We start from the raw sequence: 20,416 nt of genomic DNA on the forward strand, positions 1-20,416 counted from the left end.
ACATATTCAGCCTCTTGTACACATAAGATGGGACAAACGTGACCGGGGGGCTGAAGCAGTGAAAACAAACTCAAAAAAATGGGCTGCCGTGCTTGTTAGTGCGGCAGCCGTCGTTTTGATCGGACAAGTAACGGATGTAAGCAGTTTTATTACACATCAAAGAGTGGTTCATACAGAAGATGCTTTTGATATGTATGTTGATGCTGCGCCAGAAGATGAACTAAAAAAACAGATTACACACAAAGCAACAGAACTGAAAATAGAACCTATTGATGCGAAGCTAGATCGCGTCTGGAAAGCAATTCCGGGATATAATGGGTTAGAAGTAGATATAGAAGCAACTTATCAAAAAGCGATATCTTCTCCAAAGTCAGAGTCTATCTCCTATGTAATGAAAGAGATCCCGCCCAAAATCTCACTCGAGGACATCGGCCCACATCCGATTTACCGAGGCAACTCGGAGAAAAAGATGGCTTCTTTTATGATCAATGTGGCTTGGGGCAATGAATACCTTACTCCTATGCTCGATACACTCGATAAATATAAAGTAAAAGCGACTTTTTTTCTTGATGGCAGCTGGCTGAGTAAGAATAAAGAGCTTGCCCTGGAGATTAAAAAACGCGGACATGAACTGGAGAACCATGCGTATTCTCATCCTAATATGAGTAAGCTCAGCACAGAACGAGCCATTCTTGAGATTAGCAAGACAAAACAGCTGCTTAAGGAGTCACTTGGTGTAGACAATAAGTGGTTTGCTCCCCCTTCCGGTGACTATGATCAGGAAACAGTGAATCTCGCTGCTGAGCAAGGTCTAAAGACGGTGCTTTGGACGATTGATACGGTAGATTGGAAGAAACCTAGTTCTGAAAGTGTGGTAGCTAAAATCACTAAAGGTACGGAGGCAGGATCTCTTATTTTAATGCATCCAACGGCTGCTTCTGAAGGTGCTCTTGAAGGAATGATCCAAGGAATTACCCAAAAAGGAATCACGCTTGGGACGGTAAGTGAGACGTTGTCGCCCGCTAGACTTCAAACGAAAGTTGAGTAAGGCCATTTTTTTTGGTAGGATTATGATATTTGGTTGTGAACTTAAGTCAAAGCCATTTTAAGATATGATTCTTAAAAGTTAGTTATCAAATTTGGGGAGGCCAGCATGTGAAAAAAATGAAACTGAAAAATGGCCTTAGAGTGGTCATGGAAGAAATTCCAACAAGCCGATCGGTTTCCTTTGGGATATGGGTTAAGAATGGTTCACGTAATGAAGATGATCTGAATAACGGAGTATCTCATTTTATAGAGCATATGCTGTTTAAAGGCACCGATCGTTTTGACGCAAAAGCGATAGCAGAACAATTCGATGCCATTGGCGGTAATGTGAATGCCTTTACCTCAAAAGAATACACTTGTTATTATGCGAAAGTTCTTGATGAACATTTGCCGATTGCGGTAGATGTTTTGTCGGACATGTTCTTTCATTCTAAGTTTGACAGCGAGGAACTCGCGAAAGAGAAGAATGTAATTTTAGAGGAAATCTCGATGTATGAAGATACGCCGGATGATATGGTTCACGATTTAATTTCGCTCGCAGCTTACGGAGATCATCCACTAGCTTATCCGATTCTCGGTACAGAAGAGAAACTAAATGCAATGGATCAGACAACACTTCGTGATTTTATGAAGGAACGTTATACGATTGAAAATACGGTGATCAGTCTTGCTGGGAATATTGATGCTGAGCATATTATGGAACTGCTCGAACAATATTTTGGCTCTTTTGATCTTCATGGAGAAATCCAGGAAGTTTCTGAGCCTGTATTTAAAGGGGAACAATTGTTTCATAAAAAGAAAACAGAGCAAAATCACATATGTTTAGCTTTTCCAGGATGCTCTATTCACGACAACAAGCAGTATGCAATGGCACTCATTAATAATGCGATTGGCGGCGGAATGAGTTCGAGACTGTTCCAGGAAATAAGAGAAAAACGCGGTCTCGCTTATTCTGTCTATTCCTATCATAGCGCACATGCAGATAGCGGCTTGTTTACGATCTATGCAGGAACAGCCCCTAAACAGACAAAAGAGGTAATGGAGCTCACGATTGCACTTCTAAAAGATCTTGCTGTTAATGGTTTGTCTGAAGAGGAACTCCGTAAAGGAAAAGAACAGCTCAAAGGGAGCCTCATCTTGAGTCTTGAAGGTACAGGCAGCCGAATGAACCGTAATGGTAAAAATGAGCTGATGGTAGGGAAACACCAAACCCTTGACCAAATGATTGAAAAAATCGAAAATGTAACAATGGACGACATCAATGTTGTTTTAGACCGGATGTTCGCTGTACCTTATGCACTAGCTATGGTAGGCGCTTCGGATAAAGCAATTGCATCTATGAGGAGGAACGAGTTTGTCAGTATCCGTACAAATTAAAAGATTAGCTGGTAATGAAGATATTTCACTTCCAGCTCAAATGTCTGAACTCGCAGCAGGTTTTGACCTGTATGCCGCTGTGGAGGCTGATAAGACATTAAATCCAGGGGAACGTAGTTTGATTCCTACAGGATTTGCTATGGCTTTACCCGCTGGTTATGAAGCTCAAATTCGCCCAAGAAGCGGCTTAGCTTATAAACACGGAATTACCTGTCTTAATACGCCGGGAACCATTGATGCAGATTATCGCGGTGAAGTGAAGGTGCTGCTTGTGAATTTAGGACAAGAACCTTTCACAATCCGCCGGAATGAACGCATCGCACAAATGGTGATTCAAGTCGTACCTGAGGTTACCTTGACCGAAGTAGAAGAACTATCTGAAACGGTTCGGGGTACCGGCGGTTTTGGTCACACAGGGAAATAAAAGGAAAATTAACGATGAAGCTGCTCTTCCAAAATGGGAGGGCAGCTTTTTTATGCTTATCAATCACCAGGGCTATCTGTTAGGCATAGGATGATATCATACAGCTTTTGAAAGGAGTGACATCCTGATGTTGACCGGAGTTCGGATCGTCGTTTTAGGAGGAGATGCACGTCAGCTTGAGGTCATCCATCGCTGCGTAGAGCTTGATGCATCTGTAAGTATAGTAGGATTTGATACTTTGGAGCATGTTCCTGAAGGAGCTGTCAAAGAAACCTTGTCTGAGCAGCTTCTATCTTCAGCTGACGTTTTAATACTGCCGGTGGTGGGATGTGACGACAGCGGAAACATCCAAGCTAAATATGCTAATGGCGATACAACGTTAACTTTAACTGCAAAACTTGCAGCTGAACTACCAGAACACTGTACGATATTCACAGGTATGGCAAAACCTTATCTAAAAGAAATCTGCAAGCAAAATAAAGTTCGTCTTATTGAACTTCTTGATCGGGATGATGTAGCTATTCATAATTCGATTCCGACAGCAGAAGGCGCAATCATGCTGGCTATTCAGAAAACGGACTTTACGATTCATAACTCGGTCGCGTTCGTACTTGGACTCGGTCGTACTGGTTTTACAATGGCAAAAACACTTCAAGGTTTGGGTGCGGATGTGAGGGTGGCTGTAAGGCGCGAAGAGGACATTGCTAGAGCATCAGTGATGGGCTTAAAGCCCTTCCTGACAAGGGATTTAGAGAAGCATGCAGGGCAAGCTGACTTGATTTTTAATACGATACCGTCTATGATAATCACAGCACAAATCCTGTCCAAAATGAAGTCAAAATCGTTTATTATTGATCTTGCCTCAGCACCTGGTGGAACCGATTTTCGGTATGCAGAGAAGCGCGGTATTCAAGCGATGCTCGCCCCTGGGCTCCCTGGCATTGTTGCTCCCAAAACAGCGGGTGTTATTATTGCCAACTCCATTGTTAAGCTGCTTTTAGGTGAACAAAATGATCGGGGGAATAAGCAATGAATTGGCAGGGAAAAACGGTTGGTTATGCAATAACAGGATCTCATTGTACTTTTGAAGAAGTGATGCCGGTAGTGCAAAGGTTTAAGGATGAAGGGGCAGAAGTTGTACCTATCATATCTCAGACTGTACTCACTACAGATACTCGGTTTGGAACGTCTCAAAGTTGGCAGCAGCAGTTGAAAGATATAACGGGGAATGATATTATTTCTTCGATTGTAGAGGCTGAACCACTCGGACCATCGAAAAGGCTCGACGTACTGGTTATTGCACCTTGCACAGGTAACACGACCAGTAAACTAGCAAATGCAATGACGGATAGTCCCGTTCTAATGGCTGCAAAATCGCAAATGCGGAATCAACGACCTGTTGTTCTTGCGATTTCGACGAATGACGGGCTAGGACTAAACGCAGCGAATATTGCGAAGTTACTTGTAGCGAAGTATATCTATTTCGTTCCGTTCGGCCAGGATAATCCAGAGAATAAACCGAATTCACTTGTCGCTAAAATGCATCTGATTCCCGAAGCAGCTTATGCTGCTCTCGAAGGAAGACAAATGCAACCTATACTTATGTAAAGCGGCAAATGGCATGTAACTTTACGAATGAAAGGTATCGCAAGATGCCTTTTTTCGAGGTGAGTATACTAAGCAATTTTAGGTATATGATCCTTCATATTTTTTTATATTATATTTCTTCTTGAAAAATGAATGATGTAGAACGTAGAACAGATTACTAACAAGCACTGCAAAGTATGCAGTTAATCAAATCATCGCATCTGAACGCTTAAGCAACGCAGAAGGTTTACATTCCATTTGTTCTACATCCTTTATGCTTAGGTCTTCTTGATACACAAATGGAGGAATTCGTGCATGGGCATTTTAGTGCAAAAATTTGGGGGGACTTCTCTTTCAACCCCCGCTGCTAGAGAACGTGTTCTTCAGCATATGAAGCGTGAAATTAAAGCAGGGCATTCACTAGTTGTTGTTGTATCTGCAATGGGACGCAGAGGCGAACCTTATGCAACGGATACCCTTTTAGATTGGATTAGCAGTAACGGAGATGCTCTGCCTGCAAGAGAGAAGGATCTGCTGCTTTCTTGTGGCGAGTTTATCTCTGCAACCACATTAACCAGTTTGGCACATAGTGAAGGAATCACAGCAACCGTTTTAACAGGCGGGCAAGCCGGAATTATTACCGATCATCAATATGGCAATGCCAGAATCATTGAGGTGAAGCCGGATCGGATCTTGGAAGAACTGAAATCTCATCAAGTGGTTATTGTTGCCGGTTTCCAAGGCATTAATGATATAGGTGATATTACTACTTTAGGACGCGGAGGCAGCGACACGTCAGCAACAGCTCTTGGGGCAGCACTCGGAGCGGATATGGTTGATATCTATACCGATGTCGAGGGAGTACTTACGGCAGATCCAAGAATTGTAGAAGATGCGAAGCCTCTTTTATATGTCAGTTATGCAGAGATTAGTAATATGGCCCACCAAGGCGCAAAGGTGATACATCCGCGTGCGGTAGAGATCGCCATGCAGTCACATATTCCGGTGCGTGTTCGCTCTACTTTTGGGGATGGGGAAGGAACGCTTATTACTCACCCAGAAGGAGTTCGAGATATTCAATCTGGCGTTGTAGATCGTCATGTAACCGGTATTGCACATGTAAGTAACGTAACGCAAATCACGGTTGAAGCCGAAGAGAATGTAGGCAAACTACAGCTCCAGGTATTCAAAGCGATGGCAGAGAATGGAATTAGTGTTGATTTTATTAATGTTTCACCATCTGGCGCCGTATATACCGTATTTGATTATGATTCCGAAAAAGCGATCCGTGTCCTTCAAGAACTTGGATTGAAACCGAAAAGTTTATCCGGTTGTGCGAAGGTTTCGGTTATTGGCGGAGGGATTAACGGTGTCCCAGGAATCATGGCCCGTATTGTCGAATCGCTTGAAGAGGTGAATATTGATATTTTGCAGTCAGCCGACTCGAACACAACAATATGGGTATTGGTGAAAAAAGAAGATATGGTAGGCGCAGTTCGCGCTCTTCATACAAAATTTGAGCTCCACTTATAATCTAATTTGTAATAGTTCAAGGAGGATAAAAACGTGGAATTTGGAAGACTAATAACGGCCATGGTCACGCCTTTCAACGAACAAGGCGAGATTCATTGGGAAGAAACCTCCAGGCTCATTGATTATTTAATAGACGTACAAAAATCAGACGCACTGGTCGTATCAGGTACAACAGGAGAATCACCGACTCTTTCAGATCAAGAAAAGGCAGAGTTGTTTTCTTTTGCGGTCAAACATGCTGCTGGAAGAGCCAAGATTATTGCAGGTACAGGCAGCAACAATACACACCATTCCATTACACTCACGCAAGAGGCAGAAAAAGCTGGTGTGGACGGGATTCTCTTGGTGGTTCCTTATTACAATAAGCCAAATCAGGAAGGCATGTTTAGACACTTTGAAGCTATAGCAAAGTCTACTTCTTTACCTGTGATGCTGTATAATGTGCCGGGAAGAACAGGAGCGAGCCTTTCTGTAGAAACTACGCTTCGTCTTGCACAGATTGATAACATTGTTGCTACAAAGGAATGCGCATCTATTGAGCAAGTGACGCTGATTGCTGCGGGTGCTCCTGAAGGGTTTGCTGTCTATTCTGGTGATGATTCATCAACTTTGCCTGCCCTTTCTGTGGGAGCTTACGGCATCGTGAGTGTTGCGAGTCATATCATAGGTTCTTCCATGAAAGAAATGATCGAATCTTACTTGAACGGAGATGTACAAAAGGCAGCTTCCTTGCATCAGAAGTTATTCCCTGTATTTAAGGGGTTATTTGAAGCGCCGCATCCGCTGCCGAATCCTGTAGCTGTTAAATATGCATTAACACGTAAAGGCTATGAGGTGGGTTCCGTGCGTCTTCCGCTCGTTGCACCTACTGAACAAGAAACTAAGTTCATTTCAGAACTGATTGCTAAGATTGACTGACATATTTGATAAAAAATAGAGCATCCTCGAACTCTTCGTTAGAGCTTCGGGGATTTTCTTTATATTTAGAGTTTAATTTCTACGTTGTTTTGCGGAATAAAAACCTATAAGTATAAGTGGAATAAGGTTGTTTTCTGCATTTTATTTTGATTGTTTTTAGAGAAAACGGGAAAACTACACCTTACAAAGCATGCTCGACTTGTTTTTTCGCTTTTTAATCATGTATAATGATGTCAAGTGACTGGGTGCGGTATATTTTTGAAATATGTTTAATTAATGATAAGTGTGCAGGAACTTCGGCTGAGAAGCTGCAAGTTTCTTAAACAATAATAACAAATATTAACTATTATAAGGTACGACGTCCAACTACCATAGGAGGTTCAGATTCATTTGTCTAAGAAAAATAATAACGATAAATTGATGATTTTCGCTTTGGGCGGCGTCGGTGAAATCGGAAAAAACATGTATGTTGTTCAGTACGGTAATGACATTGTAGTCGTTGATGCGGGTCTTAAATTCCCAGAAGAGGATATGCTCGGCATTGATATTGTCATTCCTGATATTTCTTATCTTACCGAAAATCGTGACAAGGTAAGAGGGATCGTTCTGACGCATGGTCATGAAGATCACATCGGCGGTTTGCCTTACGTTCTAAAACACCTTAATGTTCCTGTATATGGAACAAAGCTTACGCTTGGCTTAGTGGAGAACAAATTAAAAGAAGCCAATTTACTTGGCGAAACAAAACGTATTCTGATTAACGAAGATTCCGTAATTGAGCTTGGTAACAGCCTCACGGTTTCATTCTTCGGAACGAATCACAGTATTCCAGACTCTGTCGGCGTATGTATTGAAACACCAGAAGGTGTAGTCGTGCATACCGGAGACTTCAAGTTTGATCACACACCAGTCAATGGTCAATTTGCAGATCTTCAGCGTATGGCTGAAATTGGAAGCAAAGGCGTTTTGGCTCTCTTGTCGGATAGTACGAATGCAGAGAAACCTGGTTTTACTCCTTCTGAGAGAAATGTCGGTATCGTTCTTGAAGATATTTTCCGTAAGGCTAGTCAACGTGTTGTTGTAGCTACTTTTGCTTCTAACGTACACCGTGTGCAACAAGTCATTAATGCAGCTGAAGTGACAGGTCGTAAAGTGGCAGTAATCGGTAGAAGTATGGTGAATGTTGTTAATATTGCTTCCGATCTAGGTTATCTGGACATTCCAGACGGAATGATCATTGAACCAGAAGAAGTAGGCAAAATGGCAGCTGACCGTGTGGTTATTCTATGCACAGGTTCCCAAGGTGAGCCAATGTCAGCACTTACACGTATGGCCCGCTCTACACATCGTAAAGTAGATATTTTACCAGGAGATACCGTTATCATTGCGGCAACCCCTGTTCCAGGGAATGAGAAATACGTAGGACGTACAATTGATGAATTATTCCGCCTGGGTGCTGAAGTTCACTACAGCGGAGCTAACTCCGGCGTTCACGTTTCTGGTCACGGAAGCCAAGAAGAACTTAAACTTATGCTTAACCTTATGAAGCCGAAATACTTTATTCCAATTCATGGTGAGTTCCGGATGCAACGTCGTCATGCTCTGCTTGCAGAAGCGGTTGGCGTAGAACGTGAAAACATCTTTATTACCGATATTGGTGAAGTTGTTGAGATTCAAGGTGGTTCTGCTCGTAAAGCCGGTAAAGTATCTTCCGGTAATGTACTGATTGACGGTCTTGGTGTCGGTGATGTAGGTAACATTGTACTACGCGATCGTAAACTTTTATCACAAGACGGCATTCTGGTTGTAGTTGTAACACTAAGCAAACAGGATGGAAAAATAGTTTCTGGCCCAGACATCATCTCCAGAGGGTTCGTGTATGTTCGTGAATCGGAAGGTCTGCTAGATGAAGCAAACCGAATTGTGACAAGTACCCTTCAGAAGTTAATGAGTGAGAATGTTAATGAATGGGCTTCACTCAAAACGAATGTAAAAGACTCTTTGGGTCGTTTCTTATATGAACAAACGCGTCGCAGACCAATGATTTTGCCAATCATCATGGAAGTGTAATACGTTTTTAACAAACAGATTAAAAAAGATTCATCAAAAGGCACACAGTCGCCTCTTCAACCAACAGGTAATATTGGACGGTTCCCTGTTGGAATGAAGAGGCTTTTTTGTCTAATTTTGAATAGAAACAGATCCTTCTCTGCCATAATAAACAAATATGGAAGTTTAACAATGGCAGAGAAGGGCGTGTTTATTAATGCAAGAATCAAATGATAAAACAAAAGAAACGAACAATGAAACTCCAATAACCCCTCAAGAAGAGATCAAAAATAATCCAGTCGTAAATACCATTCAAGAACTCGGAACAACGTCGGTTCCTGTTCCGTCTGGAGAATCAAATATTTTTTGTATGACGATTATCGGCCAGATCGAAGGCCATCTTATATTACCGCCACAAAATAAAACAACAAAATACGAGCATTTAATTCCGCAACTTGTAGCTGCAGAGCAAAATCCACGCATAGAGGGAATTCTCATCATTCTCAATACAGTGGGAGGAGATGTGGAGGCGGGGCTGGCTATTGCTGAAATGATAGCTTCGATGTCGAAACCTACCGTTACAGTGGTCATTGGGGGAGGACATAGTATAGGTGTTCCCATAGCAGTCAGCAGTAGCTACTCCATTATTGCGGAGAGTGCAACCATGACTATTCATCCCATCCGAATGAATGGACTATTCATTGGTGTACCTCAGACTTTTGAATATATGGAAAAAATGCAGGAAAGAGTCGTTCGTTTTGTAACTTCGCACTCTCGGATTACCGAAGAACAGTTTAAACAGCTAATGTTTAAGACAGGGGAACTTAACCGTGACATTGGAACCGCAGTTGCAGGAGCCGATGCAGTGGAGTATGGACTGATGGACGCGGTGGGCGGCATTGGAGACGCAATTAAAGAACTAAATCGCCGTATTCAAGAAGCGAAAGACACGTCTTTGCCGAAGGGACTGACACAATGACGATGTATACAGTAATGCCTACAGAGCAGCTTTGGGAAGGTATGTGGAAAGAACAGCTGCCGATGATGGAGATGAGTATAGCGGGGCGACTAATTCAAGTGATGCCGAAAGATGAAAAAACAGGAATTATCGTGAGAATGTTAAATGGAGGATTATACGACTATTTAGATCCTGCATACTCTCCTGGTAGAGAAATTCCGCTATATACAGGGAAAATAGAACAAGGATAATATTAAAACAATGCCGAAAAAGAACATATGTGCTGATGTATGTACTTATGGTATAATATTCTTCTGGAGGTGACCTTTTTTGGCCAGAAAGAAGAAAAAGAAAAGAAAATCAACCCTTGGTGGGGTTCTTAAATACGAGATATATGGAATCATTTTGATTACCTTGTCTGTTATTGCCCTCTCTGGTGAGGCCACAGTTGGACGCTCTTTATCCAAAATGTTTGGACTTTTACTGGGTAAGTTTTATTTTGTAATCCCGCTTATCGGGATTTTCTATGGTCTCATGGTAATGATTCATCGGAAGTGGCCGGCAGGCTGGAATCTAAGAAAGAGCGGCTTGGTGTTGCTTGTCCTTGCTTTGACCTTAATGAGTACGATCTCAGCTATGGAACAGAAGCTTGGTCCGATGAATCTGTTAAGTGCATCCGAAGTGATGAATCAGATACATATTGATTTGCAAACCGAACTGCTAAGAGCTGATGAAACGAGTAATGCTTCCATGCTTGGTAGAGATATCAGTGGAGGATACATCGGAGCAGTAGAATACGCTGTATTGTTATGGTTATTTGGCAATATGGGTGCGAACTTAATGATGATTGTTATGTTCTTTATCAGTTTTATGTTGATTACCGGTCTATCTTATGTAGACTTAATGCGAATATTTAAAACTCGTGTCCTTCGTTCAGGACGCGCTCTTGCTACGAAATGGAAATCTTCATCTAAGTCGGGGGCTACTCGCAAAACAGGCACAAAAAATAAGGCGAAACCCAAACCGAAAGTTATTCCATACCATGATGAAGAGGAAGAAGAGGATCAGTATACCGAGGATCTCCCTAGTCGCAAAGCACCTCTATTCTTTCAATTGTTTGGCAATGCGAAGTCAAAGCAGCATGCAGATGATGATTCTGATGTAGATCCGTATCAAGAGGGTGGACAAGAGGTAGTTTACGGAGCGGCCTCCACGGATACAAATCTCCCGTGGGCAGAAGGATATTCGGAGGACAGTAACTCTTTACCGAAAGATGCAGAAGTGAAACCGGGAGGTGCTGCAAGTTCAGCGCCAATTATTCGGGACTTCTTTGAGAATGTACGTAATGAAAATGCGGTGGAGGAAGATGATCTGGATGATGCTTATCCTTCAGAAGAGAACCTTGCTGTATCTTCAAACGCAGTGGAAGAGTCTGGTTCTGATTCAGACGCAGCCGAGTCACCAGGAGTCCTTTCTAAGGTGGATTCCGGAACAGCAGAAGAATTAGAAGAAGGCGCCATTCAGCAGCCGGCTCCACCGCCTAAACCATATAAGCTTCCACCGTTTAAATTGTTGTCTAGACCAAGCAACAGCGGTAAGGGTGGAGATCAGAATGACTACAAGCAAACTGCTCGTAAACTAGAGGCTACGCTGGAGAGCTTTGGTGTTCGTGCTAAAGTACTTGAAGTCGTTCGTGGTCCAGCGGTAACAAGGTATGAAATTCAGCCGGATATCGGTGTTAAGGTCAGCCGAGTCGTCGGTTTAACAGATGATATTGCACTTGCGCTTGCGGCGAAGGATATTCGTATGGAAGCTCCTATTCCAGGTAAATCCGCCATTGGTATTGAAGTGCCGAATGGAGAGGTATCTGTTGTTACTATGCGTGAAGTGATGGAAACAACCGTCTTCCAGGAAGCCGATTCCAAGCTTTCTATCGCATTTGGTCGTGATATCTCAGGGCAAACGATTGTCGGGAACTTGGCAAAAATGCCCCATTTACTTGTTGCCGGTGCTACAGGCTCAGGGAAGTCCGTGTGTATCAACGGAATTATCACGAGCATTCTCTATAAAGCGAAACCCGATGAAGTGAAGTTTCTGATGGTGGATCCCAAGATGGTAGAACTTAATATGTACAACGGGATCCCGCATCTGCTTGCCCCTGTGGTGACTGACCCGAAACGTGCTTCGCTTGCACTTAAGAAAATTGTTGTCGAGATGGAAAAACGGTATGAGCTGTTCTCTAAGTCAGGTACTCGGAACGTAGAAGGGTATAATAATCTGATGAAAGATAATCCAGCTGCCGTCCTTCCTTATATCGTTGTTATTGTCGATGAGCTTGCTGACCTTATGATGGTTGCGGCGAATGACGTGGAAGATGCCATCGCGAGACTTGCTCAGATGGCTCGTGCTGCCGGCATTCATTTAATCATTGCAACTCAAAGACCGTCCGTTGACGTTATTACAGGTGTAATTAAGGCGAACATACCATCTCGGATCGCTTTTGGTGTTTCTTCACAAGTCGACTCCCGTACGATACTCGATATGGGAGGAGCGGAGAAGCTTCTCGGTCGTGGGGACATGCTCTTTATGCCAGTTGGTTCTTCTAAGCCGGTGCGTGTACAAGGTGCGTTTTTGAGCGATCAGGAAGTAGAGAATATTGTGAGCTATGTTCGTGACCAGGCCGAGGCAGAATATGATGAATCGCTTGTACCCGAGATTGATGATACCCAGCAACAAACAGAAGAGATCCAAGATGAGCTGTATGACCAGGCTGTACAGATCATCATAGAAGCCAAGCAGGCATCCGTATCTCTCCTTCAGCGGCGAATGAGGGTAGGTTACACTCGCGCTGCAAGACTTATTGATTCTATGGAGGCTAGAGGTGTTATTGGTCCTTACGAGGGCAGTAAACCGAGAGAAGTTCTTATTTCCATGGAACAATTTCAAGCTAACAAAATCAGTTCATAATACGATTAAGGAGTCCCTTTCCATGCGAAAGGGACTCCTTTTTTATATTCATATTTACAATTTCCACTCTTTAACATGTTTTCTACTATGACGAAACGTGCATAGGAACAATAACTGCTAAACATAATAAATGTAGCCAACAAGAGAACATTAAAGAAAGGTAGATTCTAAACATGCGAAAAATCAATCTTTGGATCCTCGCCGGCGTGATCTTACTATCGGCTTCTTCATATCGTCTGATCCTGATGGCAAATGAAGAAAAGGCAGAACCGAGAATCGAACAGAACGCCGAAGCAGTCCCTACGTTTAGTCAAAACATTGTTACATCTGGTGCCTATGGACAGGATGTATATGAACTTCAAGGCCGGCTTAAGTATCTTGGTTACTACTACGGTAAAATTGACAGCCACTTTGGACCCAAGACTTTAGGTTCCGTCAAGTGGTTTCAATCGGAATTTGGTATCCAAGTGGATGGCGTAGTTGGTCCAAAAACAAAACTTAAACTGTACAACGCCACTAAAGACTGGCGTCCAACCGAGCCAGGACCAGGGCAAGCTACTGGAGGCAACTCTTCTTCGGGTACTACCTCGGGAGGTAACAATGGAAGCAGTGGAAATAACAATATGGGGAGTACCAATTCACTGGGACTTACGGAAAATGAAATTAAAATAATGGCTAATGCCGTTTACGGAGAAGCTCGCGGGGAACCTTTTGAAGGACAAGTGGCTGTAGCAGCTGTCATATTAAACCGTGTTGAATCACCGCAGTTTCCGAATACACCTTCTGGTGTCATTTTTCAGCCAGGTGCGTTTACTGCTGTAGCAGATGGACAAATTTATCTTGAACCGAACGAGCAAGCGCGAAAAGCGGTAATGCAAGCCATAGATGGATGGGATCCATCAGGCGGATGCTTGTACTACTTCAACCCGAAAACAGCTACTTCTAAATGGATATGGTCACGGCCTCAAGTGAAAACGATTGGTCAGCATATATTCTGCATGTAAGTTATAGAATGGAATTACTGCATTTCTGTAACAACAGCTTAATACTTAATAAAGAATGTACGGACAGCAATCGGCGGAATTCCTCCGGTTGCTTCTGTGCTTTTGAATGAGTTAGAATGAAATCATACTAGGAAAATTAATGAAAAAATTATGACGTCGTAAAGGGGTTTTGAAACTTGACTAATACAGGATTCGAACGCGGCAGCAATCAGCATATTCGCATTCATGTGCTGCCTACCAAACGCTTTAAGACGTTTGCCATATCTCTGTATGTGGGCGCGCCGCTTAAAGAAGATACGGTTACGAGTACAGCACTGATTCCATTCGTTCTGCGTAGAGGAACATCATCATATCCAGAGACAATCCAGTTTCGTGAGCAGTTAGAAGAGCTGTATGGAGCAGGATTCGGTTTTGACGTATACAAAAGAGGAGATCATCAAATTATCCAGTTTCGTATGGATACCATTAATGACTCCTTTGTTCAAAGCAGTGATAAACTGCTTGACCGATCCTTTGCTTTTCTTGGTGAAGTGGTTACAAGCCCTGCGAAGGAAAACGGTCATTTCCGCTCTTCCTATGTTCAACAAGAGCGAGATACCGTTCGCAAAAGACTAGAGTCTATTGTAAACGATAAAATTCGTTACGCAGGAGAGCGCTGTATTGAAGAAATGTGTAAAGGGGAACCCTACCGTCTTCATCCGTTAGGAGAACGTAAAGATCTTCCGGGAATTGAACCAGAAGGGCTTTATAGGTCCTATGAACAGTGGCTCCAGAACGCGGGAATGGACCTATACGTAGTAGGAGACACCACACTAGAAGAAGTTGAAAAGCTCGTAGAGAAGTATTTTCATCTGAATCGCAATACTTCATTCGAGTACAAAACGGAAGTGAGCAGTCGTCAGCACCGCGAAGTACAAACCGTTGTTGAGAAGCTGAATGTAAATCAGGGGAAACTGAATATGGGTCTTCGAACATCCATTACATATGGAGACGACCAGTATGCATCTGCCTTAATGTACAATGGTATTTTGGGCGGATATCCTCACTCCAAACTGTTTGTTAACGTGAGGGAGAAACATAGTCTTGCTTACTATGCTTCTTCGAGATATGACGGTCATAAAGGTATTGCAACGATTCAATCAGGAATCGAGATCCCCAATTACGAGCAGGCGGTCGAGATTATAACGAATCAATTATCCGATTTAAAAGAAGGTAAAATCTCTGACCTGGAGATGAACCAAACGAAGGCGATGATTCGTAATTTGCTTAAGGAAATCGGAGATTCTGCATTTGAGATGATCTCTTATGATTTCAACCGTCAGTTGTCAGGTAAAGAACGAACAACGATGGAATTGCTTACGCAAATCGAGTCCTTAACGAAAGAAGATGTTCAGAAGGCGGCGGAAACGTTCCAACTGGATACCATTTATTTCTTGAGAGATCAGAAGGGGGAATGACCGGTGGAGAGCATACGATATGAACATCTACAAGAAACTTTGTATTATGAAGTAATGGACAACGGTCTTTCTGTATACGTGCTACCTAAGCCCGGGTTTGAAAAAACCTATGCTACTTTTGCTACGAAGTTTGGTTCTGTAGACAACCATTTTCGAGTAGAGGGGAAAGAGGAGCAGCAAGTACCCGACGGGATTGCTCATTTTTTGGAACACAAGATGTTTGAAGAGCCTGAAGGCGATATATTTGCTAAGTTTGCATCTCATGGTGCTTCTGCTAATGCATTTACAAGTTTCGATCAGACCGTCTATTTATTTTCAGCTACCGAAAATATTAACGAAAACATCGAGACACTTGTGAATTTCGTGCAAAATCCTTATTTTACAGATCAAAATGTAGAAAAAGAAAAAGGGATTATCGGCCAGGAAATTAATATGTATCAGGATAATCCGGATTGGCGCGTTTATTTTGGATTAATCGAAGCGATGTTCCAGAAACATCCGGTGAGAATTGACATTGCCGGTACGATTGAATCCATCAGTACAATTACGAAAGAAACGCTTTATGATTGCTATAATGCATTTTATCATCCGAGCAATATGCTTCTCTTTGTAGTGGGTGGAGTTGACCCTGGGGAAGTCATGGAACTCATTCGTAACAATCAGGCCCAAAAGAATTATGAGAAGCAAGGAAAAATAGATCGTCTATTTGAAGAGGAACCTCTTGAAGTAGGTCAGAAACGCCGGGAAGTAAAACTTGCGGTTTCTTTACCCAAATGTTTATTTGGATTTAAGGAACTAAGTAAAGGTCTCAGCGGTGAGGAATTGGTGCGAGAGGATTTAACCACACGATTGATGCTTGATTTATTGTTTGGTTCAAGTACTGAACTGTACCAGAAACTTTATGACGAAGATTTGATATCAGATGGTTTTGGGCATGAGTATAACAGTTCAGCTCAGTATAGCTTTTCCGCTGTGGGCGGAGATACAAAAGATCCTGATCTTTTGTTAGCACGTGTACGTACAGAAGTGGAAGCGATGAAGCAAAAAGGTTTTGACCAAAATCACTTTGAGCGGACTCGCAAGAAAAAAATGGGTGGATATTTGCGTATGCTTAATTCCCCAGAGAGTATTGCACATGAATTTACTCGTTATCAATTCCGCGGCGGGGATTTATTCCGTGTACTGCCCATTTATGAATCCATTACACTCGAAGATGTAAATCGTCGTCTTAGAGAACATATTAATTGGGATCAGCTGGCAGTATCTTTGGTGGTGAGTCCTTAACATGGAGAGAGAAGCCGGATCCTTTATGAAGCCTATACTCGATACAACGGTTCTGGTTACAGGAGCAAGCAGGGGGATTGGAGCAGCCATAGCTAAGCGTTTTGCGTCTGTTGGAATGAATGTAGTTATTCATTATATGAGTTCTCATGAAGCAGCCAACGAAGTCGCAAGGCAGTGTATGGATTTTGGCGGTAGAATTATGACCGTCAGTGCGGATTTAACCAGCAAAGAACAAATCGAGCGTATGGCTCAAAAATTAAAAGATTATGACATGATTCCTGATGTTCTGGTAAATAATGCTGGGATTTCTCATTATGGTCTTCTGTCTGATGTCTCGGAAGAAGAATGGGACCATGTCATGGCGGTTAATCTGAAAGGTACTTTCCTGTGCACGCAAATGTTTATGCCGGGTATGGTCTCTCAGCGGTATGGCCGGATCATTAACGTCTCATCGATCTGGGGAATATCAGGGGCTTCTTGTGAGGCTCTTTATTCAGCGACTAAGGGAGGAATCAATGCCTTCACGAAAGCGCTGGCCAAAGAACTGGCTCCCTCTGGTGTGACGGTGAATGCAGTGGCCCCAGGTGCCGTGGATACAGATATGATGAGTTCCTTCGACGAAGAGGAAAAGAGAACGCTCGAACAAGAAATTCCTGCAGGGAGATTAGCTAAACCAGATGAAATTTCTTCATTGGTATATTTTTTAGCACTCCCTGAGTCTGGTTATATTAATGGACAGATTATATCGCCGAATGGCGGCTGGCTGACCTAGAACACAGTAAATTAATTCCTGTATAAGGAGTACGTACCTTGCTCATATTAACTACTGCTCACTTTAAATCTCATGAGTAATGCTAAGGAGGATTTAATGATGTCAACAGTAGTCAGTAATTTTGATGCATGGAAAAAATTTCTGGGTGATCGTGTAGCGCAGGCCGAAAAACTCGGTATTAGCGAAGATGTCATTAATAAACTTGCTTACGAAATCGGTGATTTTCTTGATGAAAAAGTCGATCCGGCAAACCCATCCAACCGTGCATTAAAAGAACTATGGGACGTGGGTAATGAGGAAGAGCGTCGTACAATTGCTAAGCTCATGGTCAAATTGGCTAAGAAAAACGCATAGTGGCGCACGGAAGAGCTCCCGAAAGGGAGCTTTTCTGTAATTGTTACATCCTTGGTTCTTGTAATTCATTTTTATTTTATATATCATTAGTAAGACCCATGTTTGATGGATTCAGATCCAAACATTTTCTGCTCGGGGAATGACTGATTATGTCGAATATTGAGGAATAAGCTTCAGAGGTGTTAATATGGAGTACAAACAATGGTATATGGAGTACAAAATACATAAGAACAGACCTGGACTCCTTGGTGATATTGCTTCCATGCTTGGAATGCTTGAAGTAAACATTTTGACTATTAATGGTGTTGAAGGAAAGACAAGAGGGATGCTGATCGAGTCAGATGATGATGAGAAGATCCAACTCTTAGGTCAAATGCTGAAAAAAGTGAATAACATTACGGTAACAGCTCTTCGTGCGCCAAGACTTGTGGATATACTCGCGGTCAGACATGGCCGATATATTGATCGGGATTCAGATGATCGTAAAACTTTTCGTTTTACAAGGGATGAACTTGGGTTACTTGTTGATTTTTTGGGTGAAGTATTTAAGAAGGAAGGAAATCAGGTTATTGGTTTGCGGGGAATGCCGCGTGTAGGAAAAACGGAATCCATTATTGCCGGAAGTGTATGTGCGATGAAACGATGGACGTTTGTATCGTCTACCCTATTGCGCCAAACCATACGCAGTCAAATGTCTGAGGACGAAATGAACCCAAATAATGTCTTTATTGTCGACGGGATTGTGAGTACAATTCGTTCTAACGAGAAACACTATAATTTGCTGCAAGAGATCATGAGCATGCCGAGTACGAAAGTAATTGAGCATCCTGACATTTTCGTGCAAGAATCTGAGTATGACTATAATGATTTCGATATTATCATTGAACTTCGAAGCACTCCAGACGAAGAGATTATATATGATACGTTTACTGCAAATTATACCGATGATCTGTAAAGGTACAGCGATAATTTAAAGAAATGTGTTTTTTATAAATGAAATACATCTTGGATAAGACAAAAAAAGAGGAGGAATTCGCATGTCTGAACTGGGTCAGCAGTTGAAAGAGGCCCGGCTGCAAAAAGGACTAAGCCTTGATGATGTTCAAGAAATGACAAAGATTAGAAAAAGGTATCTTGAAGCAATCGAATCCGGAGATTATAAAGTTCTCCCTGGCAGCTTTTATGTGCGGGCGTTTATTAAAACCTATGCGGAAACGGTAGGATTGAATCCTGATGAGCTGCTCGAAGGACATAAGAAGGATGTTCCAGATTCAGAACAAGAAGCTACAATGGAACCGGTTATTACGAAGCGTTCCAGCCGTCCGGCTTCGGAGCGTAATAACAAATGGTTGACTACTGTATTACCTTGGACTTTTTTGGCTCTCATTCTAGTTCTAATTTACGTTTATGCAAGTGATAAGGATAAGAATCAAGCTGAGATTCCAAGTAATCCTGATACGGAACAACAGGTAAACCCACCTGTAAATGAAACGCCAACACCATCCGAAGACGAAGGGGTTGCGGGCGAGGATACAGAGGAGCCAGGTACCGATGTAGGCGGTGGAGATCAGCAAGATCCAAGCGATGGAGAAGATACTCCGGCTGAAGAAGAGCCTGCCGAAGATCCAACTGAACAGCCAGTGACGATTACGCAGAGCGGTACAGCAGGTAATATTACGATCTTTGACGTTGCTGGCGGTAGTGAAGGTGAACCGGTGAAGGTTGTAATTAAAGCTTCAGGTCTTAGCTGGATGGAAGTATATGCAGGTGAGAACTCTAGTGGTGAGAAATTGTTCAGAGATAACACGGCAGAGGGACAAACCTACAGTTTTGATCTTGGTCCAGAAGGAATGTACATTAAATCTGGCTACGCTCCCGCTACGGAAATTACCGTTAATGGTGAAGTGGTTACCGATGGAAAGACGACGAATCGAATTCGTTTAGAGCGTGTGGAAGGATCAAGTTCTGATCAGAGCAATACGGCAGGCGAAGATGAATCTTCAGATTCTGGCGAGTAATTGCCTACTCTAACATGTACAGCGAAATGTCGCTGTACATGTTTTTTCGAGTAAGGTTATCTGACAAGATTTTGATAGAGATTCGATTTATGGACCCTATTCTAATATAATGTTACATAGGGCATCATGACTAATGAAAGGAAGTGGATCATATGAGTGAAAGTTCATTTGATATTGTATCCAAATTAGATTTGGCGGAACTAACGAACGCCGTAACCCAAGCAGAGAAAGAAATTGGGAGCCGTTACGATTTTAAAGGTAGTAAGAGCAGTCTTAAAATAGAGAAAGATGCGCTTATTATCGTTTCAGATGATGAATATAAACTGAATGCAGTCATTGACGTTTTACAATCAAAAATGGTTAAAAGAGGTCTCCCGCTAAAAAATCTTGACTATGGTAAAGTTGAGCCTGCTTCGATGGGTACCGTGCGTCAGCGTCTTGGTTTTAAACAAGGAATTGATCAAGATAATGCTAAAAAAATTAATGTTCTGATTCGTGACTCGAAGCTAAAAGTAAAAAGTCAAATCCAAGGCGATCAAATCAGGGTCTCTGGAAAAAGTCGGGATGATCTTCAAGCGATTATACAGTTGCTGCGCTCAAGTGATTTACCTCTTGATCTTCAGTTTACAAACATGAAATAAAACAAGATATGAAATCATGAGTAAAT

The 20,416-nt window shown here is 42.4% G+C and carries 19 protein-coding genes; all 19 read left to right on the forward strand.

The features are described 5' to 3' along the window. The first annotated feature begins 58 nt into the window (after nucleotides 1-58). The gene (locus KJS58_RS11215; RefSeq protein WP_213532597.1) at nucleotides 59-1,048 is read left to right on the forward strand and encodes a polysaccharide deacetylase family protein; all 990 of its coding nucleotides are present in this window, start codon (nucleotides 59-61) and stop codon (nucleotides 1,046-1,048) included. Nucleotides 1,049-1,164: 116 nt separating this feature from the next. Next, nucleotides 1,165-2,424, forward strand: a complete 1,260-nt coding sequence (locus KJS58_RS11220) for a M16 family metallopeptidase (protein WP_374705806.1) — start codon at nucleotides 1,165-1,167, stop codon at nucleotides 2,422-2,424. After that, nucleotides 2,402-2,848: a dUTP diphosphatase gene (dut, locus tag KJS58_RS11225; RefSeq protein WP_213532599.1), complete on the forward strand. Its 447-nt coding sequence runs from the start codon at nucleotides 2,402-2,404 to the stop codon at nucleotides 2,846-2,848. The genes KJS58_RS11220 and dut overlap by 23 nt, the downstream gene beginning before the upstream one ends. A 127-nt stretch (nucleotides 2,849-2,975) precedes the next feature. Next, the gene (dpsA, locus tag KJS58_RS11230) at nucleotides 2,976-3,881 is read left to right on the forward strand and encodes a dipicolinate synthase subunit DpsA (protein ID WP_213532600.1); all 906 of its coding nucleotides are present in this window, start codon (nucleotides 2,976-2,978) and stop codon (nucleotides 3,879-3,881) included. Further along, entirely contained in the window at nucleotides 3,878-4,456 is a 579-nt protein-coding gene (locus KJS58_RS11235) for a dipicolinate synthase subunit B (protein WP_213532601.1), read from the forward strand. Before dpsA ends, KJS58_RS11235 begins: the two co-directional genes overlap by 4 nt. A gap of 294 nt (nucleotides 4,457-4,750) precedes the next feature. After that, the gene (dapG, locus tag KJS58_RS11240; protein ID WP_213532602.1) at nucleotides 4,751-5,968 is read left to right on the forward strand and encodes an aspartate kinase; all 1,218 of its coding nucleotides are present in this window, start codon (nucleotides 4,751-4,753) and stop codon (nucleotides 5,966-5,968) included. Nucleotides 5,969-6,001: 33 nt separating this feature from the next. Next, a complete protein-coding gene (gene dapA, locus KJS58_RS11245; RefSeq protein WP_213532603.1) occupies nucleotides 6,002-6,886 on the forward strand; it encodes a 4-hydroxy-tetrahydrodipicolinate synthase in 885 nt (294 codons plus the stop codon). 390 nt (nucleotides 6,887-7,276) lie between these two features. After that, entirely contained in the window at nucleotides 7,277-8,956 is a 1,680-nt protein-coding gene (locus KJS58_RS11250) for a ribonuclease J (protein WP_213532604.1), read from the forward strand. Between the two features lie 196 nt (nucleotides 8,957-9,152). Next, complete coding sequence (locus tag KJS58_RS11255; RefSeq protein ID WP_213532605.1) at nucleotides 9,153-9,914, forward strand: ClpP family protease; 762 nt, start codon at nucleotides 9,153-9,155, stop codon at nucleotides 9,912-9,914. Further along, entirely contained in the window at nucleotides 9,911-10,144 is a 234-nt protein-coding gene (locus KJS58_RS11260; protein ID WP_213532606.1) for a YlzJ-like family protein, read from the forward strand. Before KJS58_RS11255 ends, KJS58_RS11260 begins: the two co-directional genes overlap by 4 nt. 79 nt (nucleotides 10,145-10,223) lie before the next feature. Beyond that, the gene (locus KJS58_RS11265; protein WP_249717192.1) at nucleotides 10,224-12,860 is read left to right on the forward strand and encodes an FtsK/SpoIIIE family DNA translocase; all 2,637 of its coding nucleotides are present in this window, start codon (nucleotides 10,224-10,226) and stop codon (nucleotides 12,858-12,860) included. Between the two features lie 173 nt (nucleotides 12,861-13,033). After that, a complete protein-coding gene (gene sleB / locus KJS58_RS11270; protein ID WP_213532607.1) occupies nucleotides 13,034-13,864 on the forward strand; it encodes a spore cortex-lytic enzyme in 831 nt (276 codons plus the stop codon). A 176-nt stretch (nucleotides 13,865-14,040) separates the two neighbouring features. Continuing rightward, a complete protein-coding gene (gene yfmF / locus KJS58_RS11275; RefSeq protein ID WP_213532608.1) occupies nucleotides 14,041-15,321 on the forward strand; it encodes an EF-P 5-aminopentanol modification-associated protein YfmF in 1,281 nt (426 codons plus the stop codon). Nucleotides 15,322-15,324: 3 nt separating this feature from the next. Beyond that, nucleotides 15,325-16,605 (forward strand): EF-P 5-aminopentanol modification-associated protein YfmH, encoded by a 1,281-nt coding sequence (gene yfmH, locus KJS58_RS11280; protein WP_213532609.1) that lies wholly within the window; start codon nucleotides 15,325-15,327, stop codon nucleotides 16,603-16,605. Nucleotide 16,606: 1 nt separating this feature from the next. Continuing rightward, nucleotides 16,607-17,377 (forward strand): elongation factor P 5-aminopentanone reductase, encoded by a 771-nt coding sequence (gene ymfI / locus KJS58_RS11285; protein ID WP_213532610.1) that lies wholly within the window; start codon nucleotides 16,607-16,609, stop codon nucleotides 17,375-17,377. Between the two features lie 99 nt (nucleotides 17,378-17,476). Continuing rightward, on the forward strand, nucleotides 17,477-17,731 hold the full coding sequence (locus KJS58_RS11290) for a DUF3243 domain-containing protein (RefSeq protein WP_213532611.1): 255 nt from the start codon (nucleotides 17,477-17,479) through the stop codon (nucleotides 17,729-17,731). A 187-nt stretch (nucleotides 17,732-17,918) separates the two neighbouring features. Beyond that, entirely contained in the window at nucleotides 17,919-18,686 is a 768-nt protein-coding gene (locus tag KJS58_RS11295) for a DUF3388 domain-containing protein (protein WP_213532612.1), read from the forward strand. An 82-nt stretch (nucleotides 18,687-18,768) separates the two neighbouring features. Continuing rightward, entirely contained in the window at nucleotides 18,769-19,749 is a 981-nt protein-coding gene (locus KJS58_RS11300) for a helix-turn-helix domain-containing protein (RefSeq protein ID WP_213532613.1), read from the forward strand. A 152-nt stretch (nucleotides 19,750-19,901) separates the two neighbouring features. Beyond that, nucleotides 19,902-20,390 (forward strand): YajQ family cyclic di-GMP-binding protein, encoded by a 489-nt coding sequence (locus KJS58_RS11305; RefSeq protein WP_213532614.1) that lies wholly within the window; start codon nucleotides 19,902-19,904, stop codon nucleotides 20,388-20,390. Nucleotides 20,391-20,416: the final 26 nt, after the last annotated feature.

Source organism: Paenibacillus sp. J45TS6 (assembly GCF_018403285.1).
Classification (GTDB): Bacteria; Bacillota; Bacilli; order Paenibacillales; family Paenibacillaceae; genus Paenibacillus.

Excerpts from the sequence above, each read along its gene's own strand:
- KJS58_RS11220 (WP_374705806.1), top strand. The coding sequence starts at position 1,165 with ATGAAACTGAAAAATGGCCTTAGAGTGGTCATGGAAGAAATTCCAACA.
- dpsA (WP_213532600.1), top strand. The coding sequence starts at position 2,976 with ATGTTGACCGGAGTTCGGATCGTCGTTTTAGGAGGAGATGCACGTCAG.
- KJS58_RS11235 (WP_213532601.1), top strand. The coding sequence starts at position 3,878 with ATGAATTGGCAGGGAAAAACGGTTGGTTATGCAATAACAGGATCTCAT.
- dapG (WP_213532602.1), top strand. The coding sequence starts at position 4,751 with ATGGGCATTTTAGTGCAAAAATTTGGGGGGACTTCTCTTTCAACCCCC.
- KJS58_RS11255 (WP_213532605.1), top strand. The coding sequence starts at position 9,153 with ATGCAAGAATCAAATGATAAAACAAAAGAAACGAACAATGAAACTCCA.
- KJS58_RS11260 (WP_213532606.1), top strand. The coding sequence starts at position 9,911 with ATGACGATGTATACAGTAATGCCTACAGAGCAGCTTTGGGAAGGTATG.
- sleB (WP_213532607.1), top strand. The coding sequence starts at position 13,034 with ATGCGAAAAATCAATCTTTGGATCCTCGCCGGCGTGATCTTACTATCG.
- ymfI (WP_213532610.1), top strand. The coding sequence starts at position 16,607 with ATGGAGAGAGAAGCCGGATCCTTTATGAAGCCTATACTCGATACAACG.
- KJS58_RS11290 (WP_213532611.1), top strand. The coding sequence starts at position 17,477 with ATGTCAACAGTAGTCAGTAATTTTGATGCATGGAAAAAATTTCTGGGT.
- KJS58_RS11295 (WP_213532612.1), top strand. The coding sequence starts at position 17,919 with ATGGAGTACAAACAATGGTATATGGAGTACAAAATACATAAGAACAGA.
- KJS58_RS11300 (WP_213532613.1), top strand. The coding sequence starts at position 18,769 with ATGTCTGAACTGGGTCAGCAGTTGAAAGAGGCCCGGCTGCAAAAAGGA.
- KJS58_RS11305 (WP_213532614.1), top strand. The coding sequence starts at position 19,902 with ATGAGTGAAAGTTCATTTGATATTGTATCCAAATTAGATTTGGCGGAA.